Raw genomic sequence first — 22,867 nt, 5'->3', positions numbered from 1 at the left:
TAAATCGCACGATCGCGAGCTTCGGTCCCTGCGGCATGCGCCGCAGGGGAGTGCAAGGCACGGACCTTGCCGCTCCCGATCGGAGGCCAACCGAAGAGGAGAATGAGATGGCGGCACTGACCATGAAGGAGCTGCTGGAGGCCGGCGTGCACTTCGGCCACCAGACGAAGCGCTGGAACCCCAAGATGCAGAAGTACATCTTCGGGGAGCGCAACGGCATCTACATCATCGACCTCCAGAAGACCCTCAAGAAGTTCCGTGAGGCGTACGCCTACGTGCGCGACCTCGCGGCCGGCGGCGGCACGCTCCTGATGGTCGGCACGAAGAAGCAGGCGCAGGAGACGGTGCTCGAGGAGGCGACCCGCTGCGGCATGTTCTACGTCAACCACCGCTGGCTCGGCGGCACGCTGACCAACTTCGCCACGATCCGCAAGTCCATCGCGCGGCTCAAGAAGCTGGACGAGATGAAGGAGACGGGCGAGTACGATCGGCTGCCGAAGAAGGAAGTCATCGTGCTCGAGCGGGAGCGCGAGAAGCTCCAGCACACACTGGTCGGCATCAGGAACCTGGACCGGCTACCCTCGGCCGTCTTCATCATCGATCCCAAGAAGGAGACGATCGCGGTGGAGGAGGCGCGGCGGCTCGCCATTCCCATCGTCGCCATCGTAGACACCAACTGCGACCCCAGCGGGATCGACTATCCGATTCCGGGCAACGACGACGCCATCCGATCGGTGCGGCTCATCACCTCCCGCATCGCCGACGCGGTGCTCGAGGGCGCCGGCACGCTTGCCAAGGAGACAGCGGCGGCCGACGAGATCCCGGCCTCTCCGGACATGCCCGTGGTGACCGAGGCCGAGATGGCCGCGTCGGCCGAAGCCCCGGCGCAGGCCTGAGGAGCGCGCCCCCAATGGCATCGTCAGCCGAGCTCGTAAGGGAGCTCCGGGACCGCACCGGGGCGGGAGTCATGGACTGCAAGGCGGCGCTCGAGGCCTCGAAGGGCGATCTCCAGGGCGCCGTCGAGCACCTGAGAAAGAAAGGCCTTGCCGACGCGGCCAAGAAGCAGCACCGCGAGGCCAAGGACGGCCTCGTGCACGCCTACATCCACCCGGGCAGCAAGATCGGCGTCCTGGTCGAGGTCAACTGCGAGACCGACTTCGTGGCCCGCACCGGCGACTTCCAGCAGCTGGTCAAGGACCTGGCCATGCAGGTGGCTGCGGCGAGCCCGCTCTACGTCTCGCGGGAGCAGGTGCCGGGGCCCGTGGTGGAGAAGGAGCGCGAGATCTACAGCCAGCAGATGGCCGACCAGAAGAAGCCGCCCCAGGTGATCGACAAGATCATCGAGGGCAAGCTCGAAAAGTTCTTCGCGGGGGTGTGCCTGCTCGAGCAGCCTTTCATCAAGGACGCGACCGGCAAGACCCGGATCAAGGAGATGGTCGACGGTGCGACGGCCAAGATGGGCGAGCGCGTGGTGGTCAAGCGCTTCGTGCGCTTCCAGGTCGGCGCGGACTAGGTCCCATGGCCGACACCCAGGCCCCCGCCGCGTACCGCCGCGTCCTGCTCAAGATCTCGGGCGAGGCGCTGGCGGGCAAGCAGGGCTACGGCATCGACCCCGAGACCATCGGCGGCATCGCGGAGGAGATCCGCGAAGTGATCGACATGGGGGTGCAGCTGGCCGTCGTCATCGGCGGCGGCAACATCTTCCGCGGCATCGCGGCGAGCGCCGGCGGCATGGATCGTGTCACCGGCGACTACATGGGCATGCTCGCCACCGTCATCAACGCGCTGGCGCTCCAGGACGCCATCGAGAAGGCGGGCGTGCCGACGCGCGTGCTCTCTGCCATCGAGATGCGCGCGGTGTCCGAGCCGTACATCCGCCGGCGGGCCATCCGCCACCTCGAGAAGGGGCGGGTGGTGGTCTTCGCCGCGGGCACGGGCAACCCGTTCTTCACGACGGACACCGCAGGCGCCCTGCGCGCGGTCGAGATCGGAGCCGAGGCGCTTCTGAAGGCCTCCAAGGTAGACGGTATCTACACCTCCGACCCGGCCAAGGACCCGAAGGCCGTCAAGCTGGCGCGCGTCGGTTACATCGAGGCGCTCAACCGGGGCCTCGCGGTGATGGACACCACGGCCATCTCGCTCTGCATGGACAACAAGCTGCCCATCGTGGTCTTCGACCTGACTAGGCGGGGCAACATCCGGCGCATCGTCGCCGGCGAGGCGGTGGGCTCCGTCGTCACCAACGACGCCACACCGCCCAAGGGGTAGCGCCATGCAAAACGTCGTCAAGGATCTCGAAACGCGGATGCAGGCGGCCGTCGATCTTCTCGCGCGCGAGTTCTCCGGGGTGCGCACGGGCCGCGCCAACACGGCGCTGCTCGACAACCTCCGGGTCGAGGCCTACGGCAACGTGACGCCGCTCAACCAGCTGGCCTCGCTGTCGGTGCCGGATCCCAAAACGCTCGTCATCCAGCCGTGGGACGCTTCCCAGATAGGGAATATCGAGAAGGCCATCCATAAGTCGGACCTCGGCATCACGCCGTCGTCCGACGGCAAGGTCCTGCGCCTGACCATGCCGACGCTCACCGAGGAGCGCCGCAAGCAGCTGGCGAAGACGGTGGGCAAGTACGCGGAGGATGCCCGCGTGGCGATCCGCAACGTCCGCCGCGAGGCCAACGAGAGGCTCAAGGCCATGGCCAAGGACAAGCACGTCTCACAGGATGAGGAGCGCCGCGGACACGATTCCATCCAGAAGGCGACGGACAAGTTCACCGCCAAGGTGGATGAGCTGGCGAAGAAGAAGGAGCAGGAAATCCTGGCGATGTAGATTATTCGGCGACGGGGGCGACCAGTGACCCTCGTACTCCCTCCGGCGCCTCAATTGCCCTGACGTTCTCCCCGCTTTTGCCCTGTATCGCGGCGATTTGCGTAGAATTTGCCCCCGCCGTCACGTAAAATGGCGCGATATGGCGCTCAAGGCTGGGACCGATGCCGCGGCGGCGGAGTTGACGACACTCGGAGAGCGCGAGCTGCGTGACCGCATCCTCACGCGCCCGCTGCCTCGTCACGTCGCGATCATCATGGACGGCAACGGCCGCTGGGCGACCTCGCGCGGCCTGCCCCGCGTGGCCGGACACAGCGAGGGTGTCAAGGCGGTTCGCAACACCGTCCGGGCTGCGGGCGATGTCGGCATCGGGTACCTGACGCTCTATGCCTTCTCCTCGGAGAACTGGAACCGGCCGAGCCACGAGGTCTCGACGCTGATGAGCCTGCTCGAGCGGTCGATCGACCGGGAGCTGCCGGAGCTCATGGCGCGCAACGTCCGCTTCCGCGTCATCGGCCGCCCGAATGGCGTGCCGCCCGCGGTCCAGCGGCGCATCGGCCACGTGGTAGATGCGACGGCGGCCAACAGCGGGTTGACGCTTGTGATGGCGTTCAACTACGGCGCGCGCGACGAGATCGTGGACGCCTGCCGGCAGCTCGCGCGCGACGTCCGGGACGGGCGGGTCGAGCCCGAGGAGATCGACGAGGTGCGGATCGGCCGCGCGCTCTACACCGACGGCGTCCCCGATCCCGACCTCTTGATCCGCACGAGCGGCGAGATGCGCCTGTCCAACTTTCTGCTCTGGCAGGTCGCCTACACCGAGCTGTGGGTGACGCCCACGCGCTGGCCCGACTTCGGGCCGCGCGACCTCTACCTCGCGGTGGCGGACTTCCAGCAGCGGGACCGGCGCTTCGGGCGCGTGTGATGTCCGAAGCCCGGGGCGTGCCGCTGCAGGCGCCTGTGGACGCCCCCACGCCGTCGCGCATGACCGAGCTGGGCAAGCGCGTCCTCAGCACCATCGTTCTCGTCCCGATCTTCGTCTGGATCCTGATCGGCGGGCCTGCCTGGCTCTTCACGCTGATGATCGTCGGCGTCGGCATGCTCGCGAACTGGGAGTTCACGCGCATGTTCCACCGCGCGGGTGTGCCGGTCCTCCGCGAGGCCGGGCTTCTCTGGGGAGGGCTCATCACGCTCGCCTTCGTGCGTCCCGACCGCGCGGGCGCGGCCTTCGCGATCGTGGTCTTGGGGCTCCTGGCCGCCAGCCTCGACAGGGGCGCCGCCGGCCCCGCCCGCTGGCAGCGCGTGGCGGTCACGCTCCTCGGCGTCTGTTACGTCAACTGGCTCCTCGGCCACGCGATCTCGCTTCGCGCGCTACCCGACGGCATCCTCTGGGTCCTGCTGCTGGTCTGGGTGACGTGCATAGGGGAGACGGCCGCCTATACCGTTGGCTCGCTGCTCGGCCGCCACAAGCTGGCTCCCGGCATCAGTCCGGGCAAGACGGTCGAGGGCGCCACAGCACAGCTCGCGGCCTCGCTGCTCGCGGCGCTGACCGCCGGCGGGTGGCTCTTCCCGGGCCTGCGGATGCGCGACGCCCTCGCCGTCGGCCTCCTGCTGGGCGTGCTCGGACAGGTGGGTGACCTGGTCGAGTCCGCGCTGAAGCGGAGCGTGGGCACCAAGGACACCGGGCATCTCATCCCCGGGCACGGCGGCATTCTCGACCGGATCGACGGTTTCCTCTTCAACGCGCCGGTGCTGTTCTACTATGTGACGTACGGAAGGGCATGGAGCGCATGAAACGGCTGACGGTGCTGGGGGCGACGGGCTCGGTGGGCCGGCGCGCGCTGGAGCTGATCGAGCACTTCCCCGGTCAGTTCCGCGTCGAGGGCCTGGCCGCGCGCGGCACGAACCCTGACCTCGTGGCGGAGTTGTGCCGGACTCACCGGCCGCGCGTCGTCGCGCTCGCCGACGAGCGCGCGGTGGACGTCCTGGCCCGGGTTCTCGGGCATCCGCGCCCGGAGATCTTGGGCGGCGCGCGCGGGCTCGTCGTCCTGGCGCGCGACGTCCCAGCCGACGTCGTCCTCTCGGCAATCGTGGGCGGCGCCGGGCTCTTGCCCACCATGGCCGCCATCGAGACCGGCAAAGCCGTGGCCATCGCGAACAAGGAGCCGCTCGTCATGGCGGGCAGCCTGATGACGGCGGCCGCGAGACGGCACAAGGCGCCGCTCCTGCCCGTGGACTCCGAGCACAGCGCCATCTTCCAGTGCCTCGAGGGGCAGCAGCGGAGCCAGGTCCATCGCGTCCTCCTCACGGCCTCGGGCGGACCGTTCCGCCGGATGTCGAAGGCCGACATGGCCTCGGTCACCGTCGAGGACGCGCTCAATCATCCTACGTGGAAGATGGGGGCCAAGATCACGGTGGATTCGGCCACGCTCATGAACAAGGGGCTCGAGGTCATCGAAGCCCGCTGGCTCTTCGGCCTCCCTGCGGAGCAGGTGCAGGTGGTGGTGCACCCGCAGTCCATCATTCACTCCATGGTCGAATACGTGGACGGCTCGGTCATCGCCCAGCTGGGCGTGGCCGACATGGGCATCCCGATCCTGTACGCGCTCAACTATCCCGATCGTCTGCCGTGGCCGGGGGAGCGGCTCGACCTGACGAAGGTCGGCTCGCTCACGTTCGAGGAGCCGGATGTCGAGCGCTTCCCGTGCCTGTCGCTCTGCCGCCAGGCCCTGGCCGCGGCCGGCTGCGCTCCGGCGGTCCTCAACGCGGCGAACGAGATCGCCGTCGGCGCCTTCCTCGCAGGAAGGATCCGCTACACACAGATCGCCGGGCTCATCGCCCTGGCGCTCGAGCGGGTGCCCGCGCGCGCGCTCGACAGCATCGAGACATGCGTGGGCGTCGACGCCGAGACGCGCCGCTTCGTCGAGGGCCGGTTGCCCGGCGGGGCGAACGCCGCCGCGGCGGGCGTGTCCGGGAGGGTGGGCCGGTGACGACCATCGTGGCCTTCGTCGCGGTGCTGGGCATCCTGATCCTCATCCACGAATGGGGCCATTTCATCGTGGCCCGCCTGTCCGGCGTGGGCGTGGAGCGCTTCTCCATCGGCTTCGGCCCCGTGCTGTGGCGGTTCAAGGGCAAGGAGACCGAGTACTGTCTCTCGGCCATCCCCATGGGCGGCTACGTCAAGATGATGGGCGACGACGAGAACCCGCTCGAAGGCGGCAAGACCGGGGCGATGGACCCCGCGCGCGCCTTCAACCTCAAGCCCGTGTGGGTGCGCTTTCTGATCGTGTTCGCGGGCCCCGGGATGAACTTCGTCCTCGCCGTGGTGCTGACGGCGCTCGCCTTCATGATCTGGGGCAAGCCCGTGGTGCCAGCCGTCGTCGGCCGCGTGGCCGAGGGCAGCGCGGCGGCACAGGTCGGGATCATGGCGGGCGACAAGATACTGACCGTGGACGGCCGCGCCGTCCAGTACTGGGACGAGGTGCAGTCGCTCGTACAGGAGGGGCGCGGCCGCAAGCTCGAGCTGAAGGTCGCCGGCGCGGGCGGGGAGCGTACGCTCGCGGTGACGCCGCAGCGGGTGGCGGGGCGCGACATCTTCGGCGACGAGCAGGACTACTGGGACCTCGGCGCCCGGCAGGCGGTGTCGGACCAGGCGAAGATAGGGGACGTGGTGTCGGGCGGGCCGGCCGCGAAGGCCGGGCTCAAGGCCGGCGACCTCGTCGTCTCGCTCGAGGGCAAGCCCCTCGGCTCGTGGGACGATTTCGCCGACGCGATCAGCAGGCGCGCGGGGCAGCCGACCGAGCTCGGGATCAAGCGCGGGGAGCAGACGCTGACGCTGTCGGTGACGCCCGCGCCGACCGGTCCCGAGGGCAAGGGGCGGATCGGCGTCAGCCACTCGATGGCTCCGGGCGCCGGTGTCGTGTTCGTCCGCTCCAACCCGGCAACCGCCCTCTGGGAAGGCGCGCTGAAAACCTGGGAGTGGACGTACCTGACGGTCAAGGGCATGTACAAGCTCGTGACCGTGCAGCTGGCGCCGTCGAATATCGGGGGCCCGATCCAGATCGCCGCGGCGGCAGGCGAGCAGGCGCGGCAGGGGATCAACTACCTCACGCTGTTCACCGCGCTGATCAGCGTCAACCTCGCCGTGCTGAACCTCTTGCCCGTGCCCATGCTCGACGGCGGCCACCTGCTGTTCTTCGCCTGCGAGGCGGTCCTCGGGCGGCCGATCTCGCTGCGCAAGCGCGAGATCGCCCAGCAGGTCGGCTTTGTGCTCCTGATGATGCTGATGGTCTACGCCGTGTACAACGATCTCTCGCGGCTCGACGTCTTCGACCGATTCTTCCGCTGAGGCGAGCGCTCATGGGCCAGTACCGCTGCCACGTGTTTGTATGCACCTCCGGCGAGACGTGCCCTCAGCAGGGCGACGTGGAGAAGTACGTCAAGACACTCCGGGCGGCTGCCGCCACGGCGGGCAAGCACGCCGAGGTGCGCGTGAACAAGGCCGGCTGCTTCTCGCAGTGCGGCCACGGCCCGATGATCGTCGTCTACCCGGACAACGTCTGGTACGCGGGCGTCAAGGAGTCCGACCTCCAGGAGATTCTGGACTCCCATATCCTGGGCGGGAAGCCTGTCCAGCGCCTGATCTACGACCCGGGCGTGCCCGGGGCCAACAAGGTCAAGGCGGCGCCGTAGTCCATGCGCTGGACCCGCTCGCTCATCCCGACGCTGCGGGAGGACCCTGCCGACGCCGAGGCGATCAGCCACAAGCTCATGGTCCGGGCGGGGCTCGTCCGCCAACTGGCCGCGGGGATCTACGTATACCTGCCGCTAGGACAGCGCGTCATCGACAAGGTCAACGCGATCATCCGCGAGGAGATGAACGCGATCGGGGGGCAGGAGATCACGATGCCCGTGCTGCACCCGGCCGAGATCTGGCGGCAGTCGGGGCGCTGGGACGTGATCGGCGGGGAGATGTTCCGGCTCAAGGACCGCAACCAGCGCGACATGTGCCTCGGCATGACCCACGAGGAGGTCGTGGCTTGGCTCGCCGCGCGCGAGATCCGCTCCTACCGCGAGTTGCCGCAGATTTGGTACCAGATCCAGACCAAGGAGCGCGACGAGGCGCGGCCGCGCTCCGGCGTGCTCCGCACGCGGGAGTTCCTGATGAAGGACTCCTACACCCTCGACCCCGACACGGCGGCGCTCGACGTCTCCTACAGCGCCCACAGGCAGGCCTACTGCAAGATCTTCGACCGCAGCGGCCTGCGCTACGTCATTGTCAACTCGGATCCCGGCATGATGGGAGGCTCGGGCTCCGAGGAGTTTATGGCGCCGTCGGACGCCGGAGAGGACGACGTCGCCCTGTGCGCCGGCTGCGGTTATGGCGCCAACGTCGAGCTGGCCCGCGGTGTGCCCCTGCCGGCCGGGCTTCCAGAGGCAGGACGCCGGGAAGTCGCGACACCCGGGGCCCGGACTATCGCAGAGGTCTCGGCCATGCTTCAGATAGACCCCGCCTGCACCATCAAGTCGCTCGTCTTCATGGCCGGTGAGCAGGCGGTGCTGGTCCTCGTGCGCGGCGATCACAACCTGCACGAGCGGAAGTTGACCCGTGCGCTCCGCGCGGAGGCGCGCGCCGCCCACCCGGAGGAGGTCGTCCGGCACTTGGGCGTCTCAGTGGGCTCTGTCGGGCCCGTGGGAGCGAACGGTGTGGCCCGCATCGTGGCGGACGAGTCGCTCAAGAGCGGAGCCTACGTCGTGGGCGCCGGCCGCGACGGCTACCACCTGGTCGGGGTCACGCCGGGGAAGGATTTCGCCTGCGACTGGGCCGACCTCCAGGTCGCGCTGCCGGGCGAAGGCTGCCCCATGTGCGGCAAGCCGCTCGCGGTCGAGCGCGTCATCGAGGTGGGCAACATCTTCAAGCTCGGCACGAAGTTCTCTGAGCCCCTGGGCGCCATGTATCTCGACGAGCAGGGGCAGCAGAAGCCGATCGTGATGGGCTCCTATGGCATCGGCCCCGCGAGGATCGCGGCCGCCGCCGTTGAGCAGCACCACGATGCCGACGGGATCATCTGGCCCTGGGCCATCGCGCCCTTCCACGTGCACCTCGTACCTATCGCGGTCAAGGATGCCGCCCAGATGGCGGCCGCCGAGGAGATCGAGCGGGCGCTGGCGGGGGCCGGCTTCGACGTCCTGATGGACGACCGCGACGAGCGCGCGGGCGTCAAGTTCAAGGACGCCGACCTGCTTGGCGTGCCGATCCGGATCACGGTCGGCAACGCGCTCGCCAAGGAGGGTGTGGTCGAGATCCGCGAGCGGGCGACGCGGGCGGACCGGAAGGTGCCCCGTGACGGGGTCCTTGACGCCGTCCGCGACATCGGGAAGAGGCTCGCCATGGCTTGAGGCACCCCTGCGCGGCCCCAACTCCTTTGGTCACCCTATGACGCTCGGTGAGCCTTGCGGGTGGTGGCTACATGTGCTAAAGTTTTGACAAAAGTGGGCGCCGCCCACTTTTTTGTTCTCTACGGGGCAGGGGGGTGGACGGAGATGGACCCTCGGGCGGGTGACGGGGAAGCGTTCGTGGCCAAGGTCGAGGCTGTCGTCTCGCCGGTCCTGGCGGCCCACGCGCTCCGGCTGGTGGATTTGCAATGGTGCCGGGAGGGGCGGCGCTGGGTTCTGCGGTTTTTCGTGGACAAGCCGGGCGGGGCGGGGATCGTCGACTGCCAGCGCCTGAGCCACGAGGCGGGTGACGTGCTCGACGTATCCGGGCTGATTCCGGAGAGCTACGACCTGGAGGTGTCCTCTCCGGGGCTCGACCGCGAGCTCAGGACCGACCGCGAGTTCACCTGGGCGTTAGGCAAGGACGTGCGGTGCTGGGTGCGCGAGCCGGTGGACGGGCGGCTGGAATTCGCGGGGCGGCTGGAAGCGGCCGGGCCCGAGCGGCTGGCCATCGCGGCGCCGGACGGGCAGACCGCCGAGGTTCCGCGGGCGCTGCTGACGAAGGCGCGTCTCGACCCGGCGTTCAGGCGGAAGTGAACGGGCAGCGACACGATGAACAAAGAACTGATCTACGTCATCGGGCAAATGGCCACGGAGAAGGGGATCGACAAAGAGATCCTCTTCGAGGCGCTGGAGTCCGCCCTCCTGTCGGCGTCCAAGAAGACCATGGGCGTGGCCGACAACACGCGGATGGAGCTCGACCGCCACACGGGGGTGCTCAAGGTCTTCGCGCGCAAGAAGGTGGTCGAGGCCGTCGCGGACCCGAAGCTCGAGATCGCGCTCACCGAGGCGCGGACGCTCAACGCCGAAGCGGAGCTCGAGGACGAGATCGAGATCGGGCTGCCGACCCAGGAGTTCGGCCGCATCGCCGCGCAAACGGCCAAGCAGGTCATCTTGCAGCGCGTGCGGGACGCCGAGCGCGACGCGGTCTACTCGGACTTCATCGACAAGCAAGGCAAGATCATCCGCGGCACGGTGCACCGGATCGAGAAGCGCAACGTGATCGTGGACCTCGGCAAGGCCGAGGCGGTGATCACCGAGCGCGAGCAAATCCCGGGGGAGCGCTACAACCCCAACGATCGCGTCCGCGCCTACGTTCAGGAGGTCAAGAAGACCGCCAAGGGACCGCAAATTCTGCTGTCGCGTGCCGACGCGGGATTCCTCGTCCGTCTCTTCGAGGCCGAGATCCCCGAGATCGCGGAGGGCATCGTGCAGGTCAAGGCCGCCGCGCGCGAGCCCGGGGAGCGCGCCAAGGTCGCCGTCATGTCCACCAAGCGCGACGTCGATCCCATCGGCGCCTGCGTGGGGCTCCGCGGCACCCGGATCCAGGTGATCAGCCGCGAGCTGCGGAGCGAGAAGATCGACATCGTCGAGTGGGCGCCGGACCCGGCGACCTTCATGGCGCGGGCGCTGTCCCCGGCCAAGGTCTCGTCGGTGACCCTCGGCCCGGCTGACGAGAGCGGGGGACCGCGTTCGGCGCTGGTGATCGTGCCGGACAACCAGCTCTCGCTCGCCATCGGGAAACGGGGGCAGAACGCGCGCCTCGCGGCCAAGCTGACCGGGCTGCACGTGGACATCAAGAGCGAGGGCGAGGTCGTGGAGGAGCGCCGCCTCGTAGAGGAGGAGCTGGCCCACGGCCGGGAGGCGCTCGCGGAGTTCCCGGGCGTCGGTCCGCAGCTGATCGAGCGGCTCGTGGAGCACGGCCTCTTTTCCCCGGCGCGCATCGTCCAGGCGGGGCTCGAGGCTCTCGAGGCCGTGCCCGGCCTCGGCGAGAAGAAGGCGGCGGGGATCCTCGCCGGCGCGCAGGAGTGGATCGAGCAGCACCCGCGCGTGGATCCTGCGCCTGAAGCAGTCGAGGAAGTCGCGGGCGATGCGCTCCCGGCGGCGGACGATGTCCCGCCAGCGGAGCAAGTCCCGGTAGCCGAGGGGCCTCCAGAGAGCGTGGCGAGGACCTCCGCTGAGTGACGGCGGCGCCCCAGCGGACCTGCATCGGGTGCCGGAAGGTCCGGCCCAAGGCCGCGCTCGTGCGGCTGGTGCGCGGCGCGGACGGGCGGGTACAGATGGATGACGGTGGTCGGGCCGAGGGGCGGGGTGCGTACGTGTGCCCTGAACCCGGGTGCCTGGGCAAGGCCCTCCACGCGGGCCGGCTCGGGCATGCGTTCAAGCGGCCCTGCGAGCCGCCCGCATCGGGCGCGGCGGCGATTCTGAACGGCCGGGTCGTGAACGACAAGGCAAGGAGGTAAGCAGGCTGTGGCGGCACGAGTCAAGGTCATCGACCTCGCGAAGGAGCTGGGTGTCACCAGCAAGGATTTGATCGTCGCCCTCGAGGCGATGGGCCAGAAAGCGATGCGGGCGATGAGCCCGCTGCAACCGGCGACGGCGAATGAGCTGCGGGTCAAGCTGGGCCGCGGCCGGGACTTGCCCGAAGAGGTCAAGCCCAAGCGGGTGCCCAAGGCCAAGCCCGCACCGGGCGAGGCCAAGGACCCCGCTGTCGCGAAGAAGAAAGCCGCCGGGTCAGCGACGGCACCCAAGGGCACGCGCAAGAAGGTCGTGACGATCGAGGCCGAGACGCCTCTGGCGCCGGAGCCCGCGGAAGAGATCAGGCCCGCGGCGACGCTCTTCCGCCACACGGCCGCTCCGATCGCGGAGCCGGTCCCCGCTCCCGCTCCTGCGGCTGATCCGACTCCCGTCGCTCCGCCTCCGGCGCCGATGGTCCTCAGGAAGGAGCCGACGCTTCTCCGTCCGACGGCGCCAACCCCAGCCCCGACGACACCGGCGCGGACCGGGATGCCGCCTGCGGCAGTCGGTCCCGCAGCGCCGCCCGTGCCCGCGCGTCCTGCCGCCGTGGCGCCTGTCGCGCCGGCCGCACCTCCCAAGGTGGAGGTCAAGCGAGAGCCCAGGCCCGCGCCGACCCCGCCCGAGCCGCCCGTCGAGATCAAGCGCGAGTTGATCAAGCTGCCGGAGTCCGTGACCGTCGGCGAGCTCGCGGCGGCCATGCGTCACAAGTCCGGCGAGGTGATCAAGGCGCTCCTCGACCTGGGCGTCATGGCCACCGTCAACGAGGTGTTGGACCCGACGGCGGCCAAGCTCGTCGCCGACAAGTTCCACTTCGACGTGGAGATTCGCTCGCTCGAAGGCGACATCTTGGAGGAGGAGGAGACGGATCCCAGTCAGCTCAAGCTACGTCCGCCCGTGGTCACCGTCATGGGCCACGTCGACCACGGCAAGACGTCACTCCTCGACGCGATCAGGACCACCAAGGTGGCGGAGAAGGAGGCTGGAGGCATCACCCAGCACATCGGCGCCTACCAGGTCGAGACCACCCACGGCAAGGTCACGTTCCTCGACACCCCGGGTCACGAGGCCTTCACGGCCATGCGCGCCCGCGGCGCCCAGGCGACAGACATCGTCATCCTGGTCGTGGCGGCCGACGACGGCGTGATGCCGCAGACGGTCGAGGCCGTCAACCATGCCAAGGCCGCGAACGTGCCGATCCTCGTCGCGGTCAACAAGATCGACAAGCCCGGCAGCGACCCCGACCGCGTCAAGCGCGAGCTGTCGAACCTCGGGCTCGTGCCCGAGGACTGGGGCGGCCAGACCATCTTCATCCCGACCTCCGCCAAGCGCGGCGACGGGATCCCGCAACTGCTCGAGATGACGGCGCTCCAGGCGGAGGTGCTCGAGCTGCGCGCCAACCCGAACCGGGCCGCCCGCGGCATCATTGTCGAAGGCCGGCTGGATCGGGGCCGCGGCCCGGTGGCGACGGTGCTGATCCAGTCGGGCACGCTCAAGGAAGGCGACGCGGTCGTCATTGGCCAGCACTCGGGCCGAGTCCGCGCCATGTTCAGCGATCGCGGCAAGAAAGTCACCAAGGCCGAGCCCTCGGACCCGGTCGAGATCCTCGGCCTGTCGGGCGTGCCCCAGGCGGGCGACACCCTGCTGGTCGTCGCGGACGAGCGCAAGGCGCGGCAGATCGCGACCGTGCGCGCCGACCGTGACCGTCTCAAGGGCAAGGGCACCGCGCGGATCACGTTGGAGGACCTGCACAAGCAGATCGAGGCGGGCGAGGTCAAGGAGCTGCGGCTCGTGCTCAAGGCCGACGTGCAGGGCTCGGTCGAGGCGCTGACTGAGTCTCTCGAGCGGCTGTCGACCGACGAGGTGCGTCTCAAGGTCATCCACGGCTCAGTGGGCGCGGTCAACGAATCCGACGTCATGCTCGCCTCGGCCTCGAACGCCATCGTGCTCGGCTTCAACGTCAAGGCCGAGCCCAAGGCCGCGAGCCAGGCCCAGTCCGACGGCGTGGACCTCAGGAACTACACCGTCATCTACGACGTCATCAACGACGTCAAGGCGGCGCTCAGCGGCATGCTCGCGCCGGAGATCCGCGAGACGGTCCACGGCCGCGCTCAGGTCAAGCAGCTCTTCCCCATCTCCAAGGTGGGGACGATCTTCGGCTGTGCCGTGATCGAGGGCAAGATCATCAGGACGGCGCGGGTCCGCATCAAGCGGGGCGACACCCTGCTCGGCGAGAACACCATCGCCACCCTCAAGCGCTTCAAGGACGACGTCCGCGAGGTCCTGCAGGGGCTCGAGTGCGGCATCGGGGTCGAGGGAGTCAAGGGCGTCCAGCCCGGCGACATCATCGAGGCCTATACGACCGAGGAAGTCGCTCGGAGCCTCTAGCGTGTCGGCGGCGCGGGTGGCGGTCGGCACCGTCGAGCTGCACCTGCCGGATGTGGGCTCGCTCAAGGGCAAGCGCCACGTCTTGAAGGGCCTCAAGGACAAGCTCCGCCAGCGCTTCGAGATCTCCGTCGCGGAAGTGGACCACCACGACGCCTGGCAGCGGGCCACGCTCGCCGTCGCCTGCGTCTCCGGCGATTCGCGCCACGCCAACGAGGTCATCTCCAAGGCGCTCGACTACATCGAGGACAACGTGGACGGATACGTCACCGATATTCAGGTGGAGATTCTATAGGGTATGCAAGGCAAGAGGCTCGAGCGCGTCAACCAGCTCATCAAGGAGGAGATCTCCGCCGTCCTCCAGCGCCAGGTCAAGGACCCACGGCTGGGCTTCGTGACCGTGACGGAGGTGGACACGACGGCCGACTTGAAGCTCGCTCGTGTCTACGTCTCCGTCCTCGGGCCCGAGGAGCAGTGGGCCAAGTCGTTCACGGCGCTCGAGAGCGCCCGCGGCTTCGTCTGGAACTGGCTGCGGAAGCACCTCGACTTGCGCGTCACGCCCCAGCTGGCCTTCCGGCCCGACCGTTCCATGGAGCATGCGGCGCATATCCAATCGCTGCTGGCCGGGCTCCGGCCCGGCGATGCGCCCGCCGGAGGTGACGAGTGAGCCAGGGGTTCTCGGTCACCCCTCCGCCGCAACTGCTCGAGACCCTCTCGGAGCCGTCCGGCAGGGTGCTCTGTCTCGGCCACGTCCACCCCGACGGTGACGTCCTGGGCACGCTCTTTGGCCTCGGGCTCGCCCTCGGCGCCGCCGGCGCGTCGGTGACCTTTGCCGGGCCGCACCCGGTTCCCGACACGCTCTCCTTCCTTCCAGGCGCGGATCGCTGGCAGGTGTGGAGGGCGGCGCCGGGGACGTTCGAGATCATCGTCATGACCGACTGTCCCAATCCCGACCGCTCGGAGGGGCTGCTCGAGGGTGCGCGCGGGCCGCAGACCCGGGTGCTCAACATCGACCATCACCCCGACAACCGGCGCTACGGCACGGTCGACTGGATCGATCCGTCCGCGGCTGCGACGGGGGAGATGGTCTTCGACCTCGTGCGCGCGCTCGGGCTCCGGGTGACGCCCGCGGTGGCGCTCAACCTCTTCACGGCCATCCACACCGACACGGGCTCCTTCCGCTACTCCAACACGACGCCCCGCACGTTCAGGATCGCGGCGGAGCTGGCAGCGGCCGGCGCGGACCCTGCCCTCGTCTCCGACCGCCTCTACCAGCAGCGCGCCGGCGACTCGCTGGTCCAGCTTGGCGAGGTCCTGCGGCGGGTCGAGATTAGCGACGACGGGCAGGTCGCGTGGCTCTGCGTACCGCGCGGCCTCGTCTCGCGCGAGTTCCTCGAGGCCGAGGACCTCGTCGGTTATCCGCGCTCGGTGCGCGGGGTCAAGGTCGCGGTGCTGTTCAGCGAAGAGGCGCCGGGGAAGATCAAGGCGAGCCTGCGCGGCAAGGGCGACGTGCCGGTCAACGCCATCGCCCATCGATTCGGCGGCGGCGGCCACGAGAACGCCGCAGGCTGCACGCTCTCGGGTACGCTGGCCGAGGCCTCGACGGCCCTGCTCAAAGTCGTGCGCGAGTCGCTGGGCGCCGCGCGGCCGTGACTCGAGAAGTGATCCAGGCCGGGCGCTCCGGCGTGCTGCCGGTGGACAAGGGCGCCGGCCTCACGTCCTTCCAGGTCGTGGCGCACCTGCGCCGGGTACTGCGCGCGCCCAAGATCGGTCACGGCGGCACGCTCGACCCGGCGGCTACTGGCCTCTTGCCCATCCTGGTCGGCGAGGCGACGAAGCTCACGCCCTACCTCGTGGACCTCGACAAGGAATACCTCGCCACGGTGCGGCTCGGCGTCGCCACCGACACCCAGGACCTCTCGGGGGCGGTGCTCGAGACGCGGCCGGTGCCAGGCCTCGGCGCCGCGGACGTCGAGCGGGAGCTCCTCGCCTTCGTCGGGAGCGTCTCACAGGTGCCGCCCATGTACTCGGCGCTCCACCACGAGGGGCGCCGGCTCTACGAGCTGGCGCGCGAGGGCGTCGAGGTCGAGCGAAGGCCGCGCGAGGTGACCGTCCACTCGATCGTGCTCGAATCCCTCGCGCTGCCGGACTTCACCATTCGCGTCCGCTGCGGCAAGGGCTTCTACGTGCGGACGCTCGCCGCCGACCTGGGCGCGGCGCTCGGGCCCGGCGGCGCGCTGGCGACGCTCGTGCGTACCCGCGTCGGCCCGTACCGCCTGGAAGACGCGGTGACGTGGGAGACCGTGCGCGAGGCCCGCGACGGCGGCGCGCTCTGGCCCCGCCTGCTCCCGCCCGACTCGGCGCTCGAGGTCATGCAGGAGGCGCGGCTATCGTCGGATGGCGCACGCGCCTTCGTCAACGGGCAGTCGGTGACGGACCCCGGCGCGCCCGGCCCCGTCCGCGTGTACGGCCCGGATGGCGCCTTCCTCGGGATCGGCGCGCGGCGCGGCGCACACGTCAAGCCTGAACGGCTCCTCCATGCGGATCCTCCGCGGCCTCGCGTCCTACCCGCCTGACCTTCGCCCCTGCGTGGCGGCGCTGGGTGCCTTCGACGGCATCCATCTCGCCCACGCGAAGCTCATTTCCACGGCCGTCGAGCGGGGCCGCGCCCTCGGCCTGCCCTCGGTCGTCTGCACCTTCGACCCGCATCCGGCGAGCGTGCTGTGGCCGGAGCGGGCGCCGCTGCCCATCGCCACCCTCGAGGACAACCTTGGGCGGATGGACGGCCTGGGCGCCGATGCGGCGCTGGTCATCCCCTTCACGCTCGAATTCTCGCGCATGGAGGCCGAGGCCTTCGTGCGGGACGTGCTCGCGGGCACGCTCGGCGCCAAGGAGATCGTCGTGGGCTTCAATCACACCTTCGGCCACGACGCTCGCGGCACGGCGGCACTCCTGACCGAGCTCGGGCCCCAACACGGTTTCGCCGCGCGCGTGCTGCCGCCGCTCAGGTTGCGCGGGCAGATCGTGTCCTCGAGTGCCATTCGCGCACTGCTACACGAAGGCGACGCCGCCCATGCGACCGAGCTGCTCGGTCACCCCTACGCCATCACGGGCGCCGTGCTGCGCGGGGCGGGGCGGGGGAGGACGCTCGGCTTCCCCACGGCCAACCTCCGGCCCGACAGGCCGCTGGCGCTGGCGCCGGGCGTCTACGTCGCGCGGGCGACTTGGGCCGGCAGTGGGGATGGCGGGGCGGCCGACGCCGTGGTCAATGTCGGCTACCGGCCGACCTTCGGCGAGAACCAGTACTGGGTCGAGGCCAACCTCCTCGATTTCTCGGGCGACCTCTACGACCGGACGCTCAGGCTCGAGTTCCTGGACCGCATCCGGCCCGAGATGAAGTTCTCCGGGGTGGACGCGCTCAAGCGCCAGGTGGCGACCGACATCGAGGCCGCGCGGGCGCGCCGGGCCCGCGGCGCGCCCGGCCCGCGGCGCGCCCCGTAGTCGCGCCGCGGGGTCCTGAGCGGCTTTACACCTCGCCGCGCCCGTGGTAAACTCCTTTTGTCCTTGAAGGTTTAGGCCATCCACACGAACCCGTCCCATCGGAGCCGCAGCCAGGGCCCTGGGGGCGTGGCGATTGGGGGGGGAACCCCCGGGAGGATCCGCGCATGAAGCTGTCCGTAGAGAAAAAGAAGGGCCTCATCGAGCAGTTCAAGACCCACGACGGGGACACCGGGTCACCCGAGGTGCAGATCGCGCTCCTGTCCGAGCGGATCAACGGGTTGACGGACCACTTCAAGACCCATCAGAAAGATCACCACTCGCGTCGCGGCCTGCTCATGCTCATCGGCAAGCGCCGTGGGCTGCTCGAGTACCTGCGCAAGAAGGACACGGAGCGCTACCGAGTCGTGACGGATAAGCTCGGAATCCGCAAGTGACCGCGGATCCCGACTGGAGTCGACCCTCGACGGCCCGGACGTGCCGGGCGCGCAGGACCCACGTTTCCCTCACCCCTGAATCAGCCCGGGCACCGCTTGCTGCCGCCTCATCGCCGGCCGCCGCCGCTTCGTTGGCTGCCCACGCCTTATTGGCTGGAGAAAGATTGATCTCATGACGAGTCATACCGTACAGACCAAGCTCAACGGCACCGCCATCTCGATCGAAACCGGCAAAGTCGCCAAGCAGGCCGATGGCGCCGTCGTCGTGCGCTGCGGCGGCACGATCGTGCTATCCACCGTGGTCGCGACCAGGTCGCCCATGGAGGGCCGCGACTTCCTGCCGCTCACGGTCGAGTACCGCGAGAAAGCCTACGCCGGCGGGAAGATCCCCGGCGGCTTCTTCAAGCGCGAGGGCCGGCCGGACGAGAAGGAGACGCTGACCTGCCGCCTGATCGACCGCCCCATCCGCCCGCTCTTTCCGAAGAACTTCCGCAACGAGATGCAGGTGATCAACCTCGTCATCTCGGCTGACAACGAAAACGACCCCGACGTACTGGCGATGGTCGGCTCCTCAGCGGCGCTCTGCCTCTCGGGCATCCCCTTCGCGGGGCCCATCGGGGCCGTGCGCGTGACCATGACCGACGGCAAGCTCGTGGTCAACCCGACGTACGCGCAGGTCGTGGCTGGGACGCTCGAGCTCGTGATGGCGGCGACCGAGGACGCGGTCCTCATGGTCGAGTCGGGCGGCAACGAGATCGCCGAGGACCAGATGCTCGAGGCGCTCGCCTTCGGCCACGAGCACTGCAAGCAGCTGGTGCGGATCCAGAAGGAGCTGATCGCGCAGGCGGCCAAGCCCCGCTGGGCCTTCGACGCCCAGGCGGGCGCCGATCCCGCGCTCCAGGCCAAGGTCCAGCAGGTTGCGGCGCCGCGCGTGGTCGAGGCGCTGGCCATCCATCAGAAGCAGGCGAGGGCCGAAGCCATGGTGGCGGCGTTCGAGGCGGTGTGGGCCCATCTTACGAGCGTGGATCACGTGCCCGACGAGCCGGCTTCGAAGGCCAAGGCGCGCGAGTACTTCGAGAAGGTGGAGAAGGTAGAGGTCCGACGCCTGATCGTGGACAAGGGCATCCGAGTCGACGGACGCAGCGTCAAGGAGGTCCGGCCGATCTGGTCGGAGGTCGCCTACCTGCCGCGGGCCCACGGCTCGGCGCTCTTCACGCGCGGCGAGACCCAGGCCCTGGTCGCCGCGACCCTGGGCACGAAGAACGACGAGCAGAAGATGGAGTCCTTCGAGGGCGACAGCTACCGGAACTTCATGCTCCACTACAACTTCCCCTCGTTCTCCACAGGCGAGGTGAAGCGCTTCGGCAACCCCGGCCGCCGCGAGATCGGCCACGGAGCGCTGGCCCATCGGGCGATCGCCGCCGTGCTGCCGACGAAGGAAGTGTTCCCGTACACGATCCGCATCGTCTCCGAGATCCTCGAGTCCAACGGCTCCTCCTCGATGGCGACGGTGTGCGGCGCGTCCATGTCGCTGATGGACGCGGGCGTGCCGCTCAAGGCCCCGGTGGCGGGCATCGCCATGGGTCTCATCAAGGAAGGCGACAAGGTCGGCATCCTGACCGATATCATGGGCAGCGAGGACCACTACGGCGACATGGACTTCAAGGTCGCCGGCACGGAGAAGGGCATCACGGCGCTCCAGATGGACATCAAGATCGCGGGGGTGTCCGTCGACATCATGCGCCAGGCTCTCGCGCAGGCCCGCGAGGCCCGGCTGCACGTGCTGGCAAAGATGGCCGAGACGATCAAGGCGCCGCGGACGGTGCTGTCCGAGTACGCGCCGCGCTTCGTCACCATCCGGATCCGGCCGGAAAAGATCCGGGAGATCATCGGCCCCGGCGGCAAGGTCATCCGCGGCATCCAGGAGAAGACCGGCGCCAAGATCGACGTCGAGGACGACGGCAAGGTGACGGTGTTCTCGTCGTCCAGCGAGAAGGCGCAGATGGCGGTGGACATCATCCAGGACATCTGCCGCGAGGCCGAGCTGGACCGCATCTACCTGGGCAAGGTCAAGAGCATCAAGGAGTTTGGCGCCTTCGTCGAGATCATGCAGGGGACCGAAGGGCTCCTGCATATCTCGCAGATCGCCGAGGCCCGCATCCGCGCCGTCGGCGACGTGCTGACCGAGGGTGACGAGGTGCTGGTCAAGGTCATCGAGGTCGACGCCAACGGCAAGGTCCGGCTCTCGCGAAAGCAGGCGCTGCGCGACCAGCCGGCGCTGGCCGACAAGGAGAAGCTGAAGATCGCACCCACGGCCGGCGCCTAGCGCCGGTGGAGAGGAGCAGGGCGCGTGGCATCGCCTAGCCGGGCGGAGGCGTACCGCAAGACGGTGCTGCCGAACGGCATCCGCGTGGTCACGGAGTCGCTGCCCTGGGTGCGCTCCGTCGCCGTCGGCATCTGGGTCGAGACGGGCTCGCGCGTCGAGCCCCTCGAGCGCGGCGGGATCTCCCACCTGATCGAGCACCTCGTCTTCAAGGGCACCGACACCCGCTCGGCCGAGGACATCGCCCGCGCGATCGACTCGGTGGGCGGGCAGATGGACGCCTTCACCGCCAAGGAGCACACGTGTTTCTACGTCAGCGTGCTCGACGAGCACCTCGAGATGGCGGCCGAGCTCCTGGCCGACGTCCTCCTGCGGCCCCGCTTCGCCCCCGGCGACATCGAGCGCGAGAAGGCGGTGGTCTTCCAAGAGATCAAGATGGTGGAGGACACGCCGGACGACCTGGTCCACGATCTCTTCCTGGACAAGGTCTGGCCGGGGCACCCGCTCGGGCGTCCCATCCTCGGGCGGCGCGAGGTGGTCGAGGCGCTCGACCGCGACACCATCCTGAACCACTTCCACGCCGAGTACGCCCCGGCCAAGATAACCGTTGCCGTGGCCGGCAACGCCGAACACGCGCGCGTCGTGGACGCCTTCGCTAGGCGCTTCGACGGCTTTACCCGGCCCGCGGCCCAGCATGCGAGCGTGGCCCCGACGTTGCTGCCGGGCGTGCACATGGTCTCCAAGCCGCTCGAGCAGGTGCAGGTGGTCCTGGGTTTTCCCGGCGTGTCGGACACGGCGCCCGATCGCTACGCGCTGTACCTCCTGAACGACATCATGGGCGGCAGCATGTCCTCCCGGCTCTTCCAGGAGGTGCGCGAGCGCCAGGGGCTCGTCTACTCCGTCCATTCCGGCGCCCAGCAGTTCCGCGACAGCGGCGTCGTGTATCTCTACGCCGGCACCGAAGCGGGCAACTTCGGCAAGGTGCTCAAGGCCTTCCTCCACGAGGTGCGGGCGCTCAAGAAGGACGGGGTGACGGCCGACGAGCTCGCCCGCGCGAAGGACCACCTCAAGGGCAACCTCATGCTCTCGCTCGAGTCGTCGTCCTCCAGGATGAACCGGCTGGCGAAGCAGGAGCTGCGCTTCGGCGCGTTCCACTCGGTGGACGAGATGCTCGGCGAGATCGACCGGGTGCGCCCCGACGAGGTCGAGGCCCTGATCCATCGCGTGCTCGACGAGGAGCAGCTCTGCCTCGTCACGCTGGGCCCCGTGGACAAGAGAAACCTCCCGAGAGAGTTTGGCGCCCAAACATGATTCCGCGCTATTCGCGTCCGGAGATGGCCCGGCTCTGGAGCCAGGACGCCAAGTACGAGGCGTGGCTCAAGGTCGAGCTGGCCGTGTGCGAGGTCTACGCGAAGCGCGGCGTTGTCCCAGCCGACGCCCTCGGCCGGATCAAAGCCAAGGCCCGGGTGGACGCGGCGCGGATCGACGAGATCGAAGCCAAGACGCGCCATGACGTCATCGCCTTCCTGACCAACCTCGAGGAGTCGATTGGGGCAGATTCGCGCTACGTCCACATCGGCATGACGTCCTCCGACGTCCTGGACACGGCGCTTGCCCTCCAGCTCCAGCAGGCCTGCGAGGTGCTGCTGGGCGACCTCGAGCGCTTCCGCGCCGCGCTGCGCACGCTTGCGCTCCGCCACAAGGGCACTCTCTGCGTAGGGCGCAGCCATGGCGTCCACGCCGAGCCCATGGTGTTCGGGCTCAAGCCGGCTCTCTGGTATGCCGAGGCCGGGCGCAACATCGAGCGGCTCAGGCGTGCCAAAGAGGCGGTGAGGGTCGGGAAGATCTCCGGGGCGATCGGTACCTTCGCCCACGTCGACCCCGATGTCGAGGAGGAGGTCTGCCGCCTGCTCGGTCTCGAGCCCGATCCGATCTCGACCCAGGTCGTCCAGCGCGACCGCCACGCGGAGTTGTGCGCGGTGTTGGCCATCGTCGCCGCGTCGCTCGAGAAGGTCGCGGTGGAGATCCGCTCGCTCCAGCGCACCGAGATCCTGGAGGCCGAGGAGCCGTTCGCGGAGGGCCAGAAGGGCTCGAGCGCCATGCCGCACAAGCGCAACCCGGTCGGCAGCGAGAACGTGAGCGGGCTCGCGCGGCTGGTCCGGACCAATGCCCTCGCGGCGCTCGAGAACATCGCCCTATGGCACGAGCGGGATATCAGCCACTCCTCGGTCGAGCGCGTCATCCTGCCGGACTCGACCATCCTCGTGGATTACATGCTCCACCGGATGACCGGCATCATCGACGGACTGCAGGTGTATCCGGAGCGGATGAAGGAGAACATGGAGCGGAGCTACGGCCTCATGTTCTCCCAGCGCGTGCTGCTCAAGCTTGCCGACAAGGGCCTGCCGCGCCAGCAGGCCTACGAGATCGTCCAGAAGAACGCCATGCGCGCCTGGCGCGAGCGCACCGATTTCCACGCGCTGCTGGCCGCCGATCCCGAGGTGACGGCGCGCGTCACCGCCGCCGACCTCGCGGCCTGCTTCGAGCCGGCTTGGTACCTCCGAAACGTAGACGCCATCTATCGCCGAGCTGGTTTGCTCTGAGGATTCC

Annotated in this window: 23 protein-coding genes; all 23 read left to right on the top strand. The window is 69.1% G+C overall.

Annotation, left to right across the window (positions count from 1 at the left end; translation table 11 throughout):
• Positions 1-107: 107 nt before the first annotated feature.
• The 23 genes from rpsB (at position 108) to purB (ending at position 22,860) form a co-directional block, all read left to right on the top strand.
• A complete protein-coding gene (rpsB, locus tag Q7W02_17825; protein ID MDO8478022.1) occupies positions 108-896 on the top strand; it encodes a 30S ribosomal protein S2 in 789 nt (262 codons plus the stop codon).
• Positions 897-910: 14 nt separating this feature from the next.
• Positions 911-1,513: a translation elongation factor Ts gene (tsf, locus tag Q7W02_17820; GenBank protein ID MDO8478021.1), complete on the top strand. Its 603-nt coding sequence runs from the start codon at positions 911-913 to the stop codon at positions 1,511-1,513.
• Positions 1,514-1,518: 5 nt separating this feature from the next.
• Positions 1,519-2,268 carry a UMP kinase gene (pyrH, locus tag Q7W02_17815; protein MDO8478020.1) on the top strand — a complete coding sequence of 250 codons (750 nt, stop codon included), beginning with the start codon at positions 1,519-1,521 and terminating at the stop codon, positions 2,266-2,268.
• Positions 2,269-2,272: 4 nt separating this feature from the next.
• Positions 2,273-2,827 (top strand): ribosome recycling factor, encoded by a 555-nt coding sequence (frr, locus tag Q7W02_17810; protein ID MDO8478019.1) that lies wholly within the window; start codon positions 2,273-2,275, stop codon positions 2,825-2,827.
• Between the two features lie 139 nt (positions 2,828-2,966).
• Positions 2,967-3,749: an isoprenyl transferase gene (locus Q7W02_17805; GenBank protein MDO8478018.1), complete on the top strand. Its 783-nt coding sequence runs from the start codon at positions 2,967-2,969 to the stop codon at positions 3,747-3,749.
• Positions 3,749-4,618, top strand: coding sequence for a phosphatidate cytidylyltransferase (locus Q7W02_17800; GenBank protein ID MDO8478017.1), 870 nt, complete (start codon positions 3,749-3,751; stop codon positions 4,616-4,618). The genes Q7W02_17805 and Q7W02_17800 overlap by 1 nt, the downstream gene beginning before the upstream one ends.
• Positions 4,615-5,814, top strand: a complete 1,200-nt coding sequence (locus Q7W02_17795) for a 1-deoxy-D-xylulose-5-phosphate reductoisomerase (GenBank protein MDO8478016.1) — start codon at positions 4,615-4,617, stop codon at positions 5,812-5,814. Before Q7W02_17800 ends, Q7W02_17795 begins: the two co-directional genes overlap by 4 nt.
• Positions 5,811-7,172, top strand: coding sequence for an RIP metalloprotease RseP (gene rseP / locus Q7W02_17790; GenBank protein ID MDO8478015.1), 1,362 nt, complete (start codon positions 5,811-5,813; stop codon positions 7,170-7,172). The genes Q7W02_17795 and rseP overlap by 4 nt, the downstream gene beginning before the upstream one ends.
• An 11-nt stretch (positions 7,173-7,183) precedes the next feature.
• A complete protein-coding gene (locus Q7W02_17785; protein MDO8478014.1) occupies positions 7,184-7,516 on the top strand; it encodes a (2Fe-2S) ferredoxin domain-containing protein in 333 nt (110 codons plus the stop codon).
• A gap of 3 nt (positions 7,517-7,519) precedes the next feature.
• On the top strand, positions 7,520-9,223 hold the full coding sequence (locus tag Q7W02_17780; protein ID MDO8478013.1) for a proline--tRNA ligase: 1,704 nt from the start codon (positions 7,520-7,522) through the stop codon (positions 9,221-9,223).
• Positions 9,224-9,367: 144 nt separating this feature from the next.
• Positions 9,368-9,856, top strand: coding sequence for a ribosome maturation factor RimP (locus Q7W02_17775; GenBank protein MDO8478012.1), 489 nt, complete (start codon positions 9,368-9,370; stop codon positions 9,854-9,856).
• Positions 9,857-9,871: 15 nt separating this feature from the next.
• The gene (nusA, locus tag Q7W02_17770; protein MDO8478011.1) at positions 9,872-11,284 is read left to right on the top strand and encodes a transcription termination factor NusA; all 1,413 of its coding nucleotides are present in this window, start codon (positions 9,872-9,874) and stop codon (positions 11,282-11,284) included.
• Complete coding sequence (locus tag Q7W02_17765; protein ID MDO8478010.1) at positions 11,281-11,562, top strand: YlxR family protein; 282 nt, start codon at positions 11,281-11,283, stop codon at positions 11,560-11,562. The genes nusA and Q7W02_17765 overlap by 4 nt, the downstream gene beginning before the upstream one ends.
• Positions 11,563-11,569: 7 nt before the next feature.
• A complete protein-coding gene (infB, locus tag Q7W02_17760; GenBank protein MDO8478009.1) occupies positions 11,570-14,002 on the top strand; it encodes a translation initiation factor IF-2 in 2,433 nt (810 codons plus the stop codon).
• 1 nt (position 14,003) lies between these two features.
• Entirely contained in the window at positions 14,004-14,294 is a 291-nt protein-coding gene (locus Q7W02_17755; protein ID MDO8478008.1) for a DUF503 domain-containing protein, read from the top strand.
• A gap of 3 nt (positions 14,295-14,297) precedes the next feature.
• Positions 14,298-14,666 (top strand): 30S ribosome-binding factor RbfA, encoded by a 369-nt coding sequence (gene rbfA / locus Q7W02_17750; GenBank protein ID MDO8478007.1) that lies wholly within the window; start codon positions 14,298-14,300, stop codon positions 14,664-14,666.
• On the top strand, positions 14,663-15,652 hold the full coding sequence (locus Q7W02_17745; GenBank protein MDO8478006.1) for a bifunctional oligoribonuclease/PAP phosphatase NrnA: 990 nt from the start codon (positions 14,663-14,665) through the stop codon (positions 15,650-15,652). Before rbfA ends, Q7W02_17745 begins: the two co-directional genes overlap by 4 nt.
• The gene (gene truB / locus Q7W02_17740; GenBank protein ID MDO8478005.1) at positions 15,649-16,575 is read left to right on the top strand and encodes a tRNA pseudouridine(55) synthase TruB; all 927 of its coding nucleotides are present in this window, start codon (positions 15,649-15,651) and stop codon (positions 16,573-16,575) included. Before Q7W02_17745 ends, truB begins: the two co-directional genes overlap by 4 nt.
• The gene (locus Q7W02_17735; protein ID MDO8478004.1) at positions 16,538-17,500 is read left to right on the top strand and encodes a bifunctional riboflavin kinase/FAD synthetase; all 963 of its coding nucleotides are present in this window, start codon (positions 16,538-16,540) and stop codon (positions 17,498-17,500) included. The genes truB and Q7W02_17735 overlap by 38 nt, the downstream gene beginning before the upstream one ends.
• A gap of 164 nt (positions 17,501-17,664) precedes the next feature.
• A complete protein-coding gene (gene rpsO / locus Q7W02_17730; protein ID MDO8478003.1) occupies positions 17,665-17,934 on the top strand; it encodes a 30S ribosomal protein S15 in 270 nt (89 codons plus the stop codon).
• A 172-nt stretch (positions 17,935-18,106) separates the two neighbouring features.
• The gene (gene pnp, locus Q7W02_17725; GenBank protein MDO8478002.1) at positions 18,107-20,260 is read left to right on the top strand and encodes a polyribonucleotide nucleotidyltransferase; all 2,154 of its coding nucleotides are present in this window, start codon (positions 18,107-18,109) and stop codon (positions 20,258-20,260) included.
• Positions 20,261-20,284: 24 nt separating this feature from the next.
• The gene (locus tag Q7W02_17720; GenBank protein MDO8478001.1) at positions 20,285-21,568 is read left to right on the top strand and encodes a pitrilysin family protein; all 1,284 of its coding nucleotides are present in this window, start codon (positions 20,285-20,287) and stop codon (positions 21,566-21,568) included.
• Positions 21,565-22,860: an adenylosuccinate lyase gene (gene purB, locus Q7W02_17715; protein MDO8478000.1), complete on the top strand. Its 1,296-nt coding sequence runs from the start codon at positions 21,565-21,567 to the stop codon at positions 22,858-22,860. The genes Q7W02_17720 and purB overlap by 4 nt, the downstream gene beginning before the upstream one ends.
• Positions 22,861-22,867: the final 7 nt, after the last annotated feature.

It is taken from the genome of Candidatus Rokuibacteriota bacterium (assembly GCA_030647435.1).
In the GTDB taxonomy this organism is placed as follows: Bacteria; Methylomirabilota; Methylomirabilia; order Rokubacteriales; family CSP1-6; genus AR37.
Note: the sequence above shows the minus strand (reverse complement) of the source record. Positions and strands in the feature narration are given on the sequence as shown.

What these genes read in the sequence shown, in the direction of transcription:
- rpsB (MDO8478022.1), top strand. Translation starts at nt 108, where the DNA reads ATGGCGGCACTGACCATGAAGGAGCTGCTGGAGGCCGGCGTGCACTTC.
- tsf (MDO8478021.1), top strand. Translation starts at nt 911, where the DNA reads ATGGCATCGTCAGCCGAGCTCGTAAGGGAGCTCCGGGACCGCACCGGG.
- pyrH (MDO8478020.1), top strand. Translation starts at nt 1,519, where the DNA reads ATGGCCGACACCCAGGCCCCCGCCGCGTACCGCCGCGTCCTGCTCAAG.
- frr (MDO8478019.1), top strand. Translation starts at nt 2,273, where the DNA reads ATGCAAAACGTCGTCAAGGATCTCGAAACGCGGATGCAGGCGGCCGTC.
- Q7W02_17805 (MDO8478018.1), top strand. Translation starts at nt 2,967, where the DNA reads ATGGCGCTCAAGGCTGGGACCGATGCCGCGGCGGCGGAGTTGACGACA.
- Q7W02_17800 (MDO8478017.1), top strand. Translation starts at nt 3,749, where the DNA reads ATGTCCGAAGCCCGGGGCGTGCCGCTGCAGGCGCCTGTGGACGCCCCC.
- Q7W02_17795 (MDO8478016.1), top strand. Translation starts at nt 4,615, where the DNA reads ATGAAACGGCTGACGGTGCTGGGGGCGACGGGCTCGGTGGGCCGGCGC.
- Q7W02_17785 (MDO8478014.1), top strand. Translation starts at nt 7,184, where the DNA reads ATGGGCCAGTACCGCTGCCACGTGTTTGTATGCACCTCCGGCGAGACG.
- Q7W02_17780 (MDO8478013.1), top strand. Translation starts at nt 7,520, where the DNA reads ATGCGCTGGACCCGCTCGCTCATCCCGACGCTGCGGGAGGACCCTGCC.
- Q7W02_17775 (MDO8478012.1), top strand. Translation starts at nt 9,368, where the DNA reads ATGGACCCTCGGGCGGGTGACGGGGAAGCGTTCGTGGCCAAGGTCGAG.
- nusA (MDO8478011.1), top strand. Translation starts at nt 9,872, where the DNA reads ATGAACAAAGAACTGATCTACGTCATCGGGCAAATGGCCACGGAGAAG.
- rbfA (MDO8478007.1), top strand. Translation starts at nt 14,298, where the DNA reads ATGCAAGGCAAGAGGCTCGAGCGCGTCAACCAGCTCATCAAGGAGGAG.
- Q7W02_17735 (MDO8478004.1), top strand. Translation starts at nt 16,538, where the DNA reads ATGCGGATCCTCCGCGGCCTCGCGTCCTACCCGCCTGACCTTCGCCCC.
- rpsO (MDO8478003.1), top strand. Translation starts at nt 17,665, where the DNA reads ATGAAGCTGTCCGTAGAGAAAAAGAAGGGCCTCATCGAGCAGTTCAAG.
- pnp (MDO8478002.1), top strand. Translation starts at nt 18,107, where the DNA reads ATGACGAGTCATACCGTACAGACCAAGCTCAACGGCACCGCCATCTCG.
- purB (MDO8478000.1), top strand. Translation starts at nt 21,565, where the DNA reads ATGATTCCGCGCTATTCGCGTCCGGAGATGGCCCGGCTCTGGAGCCAG.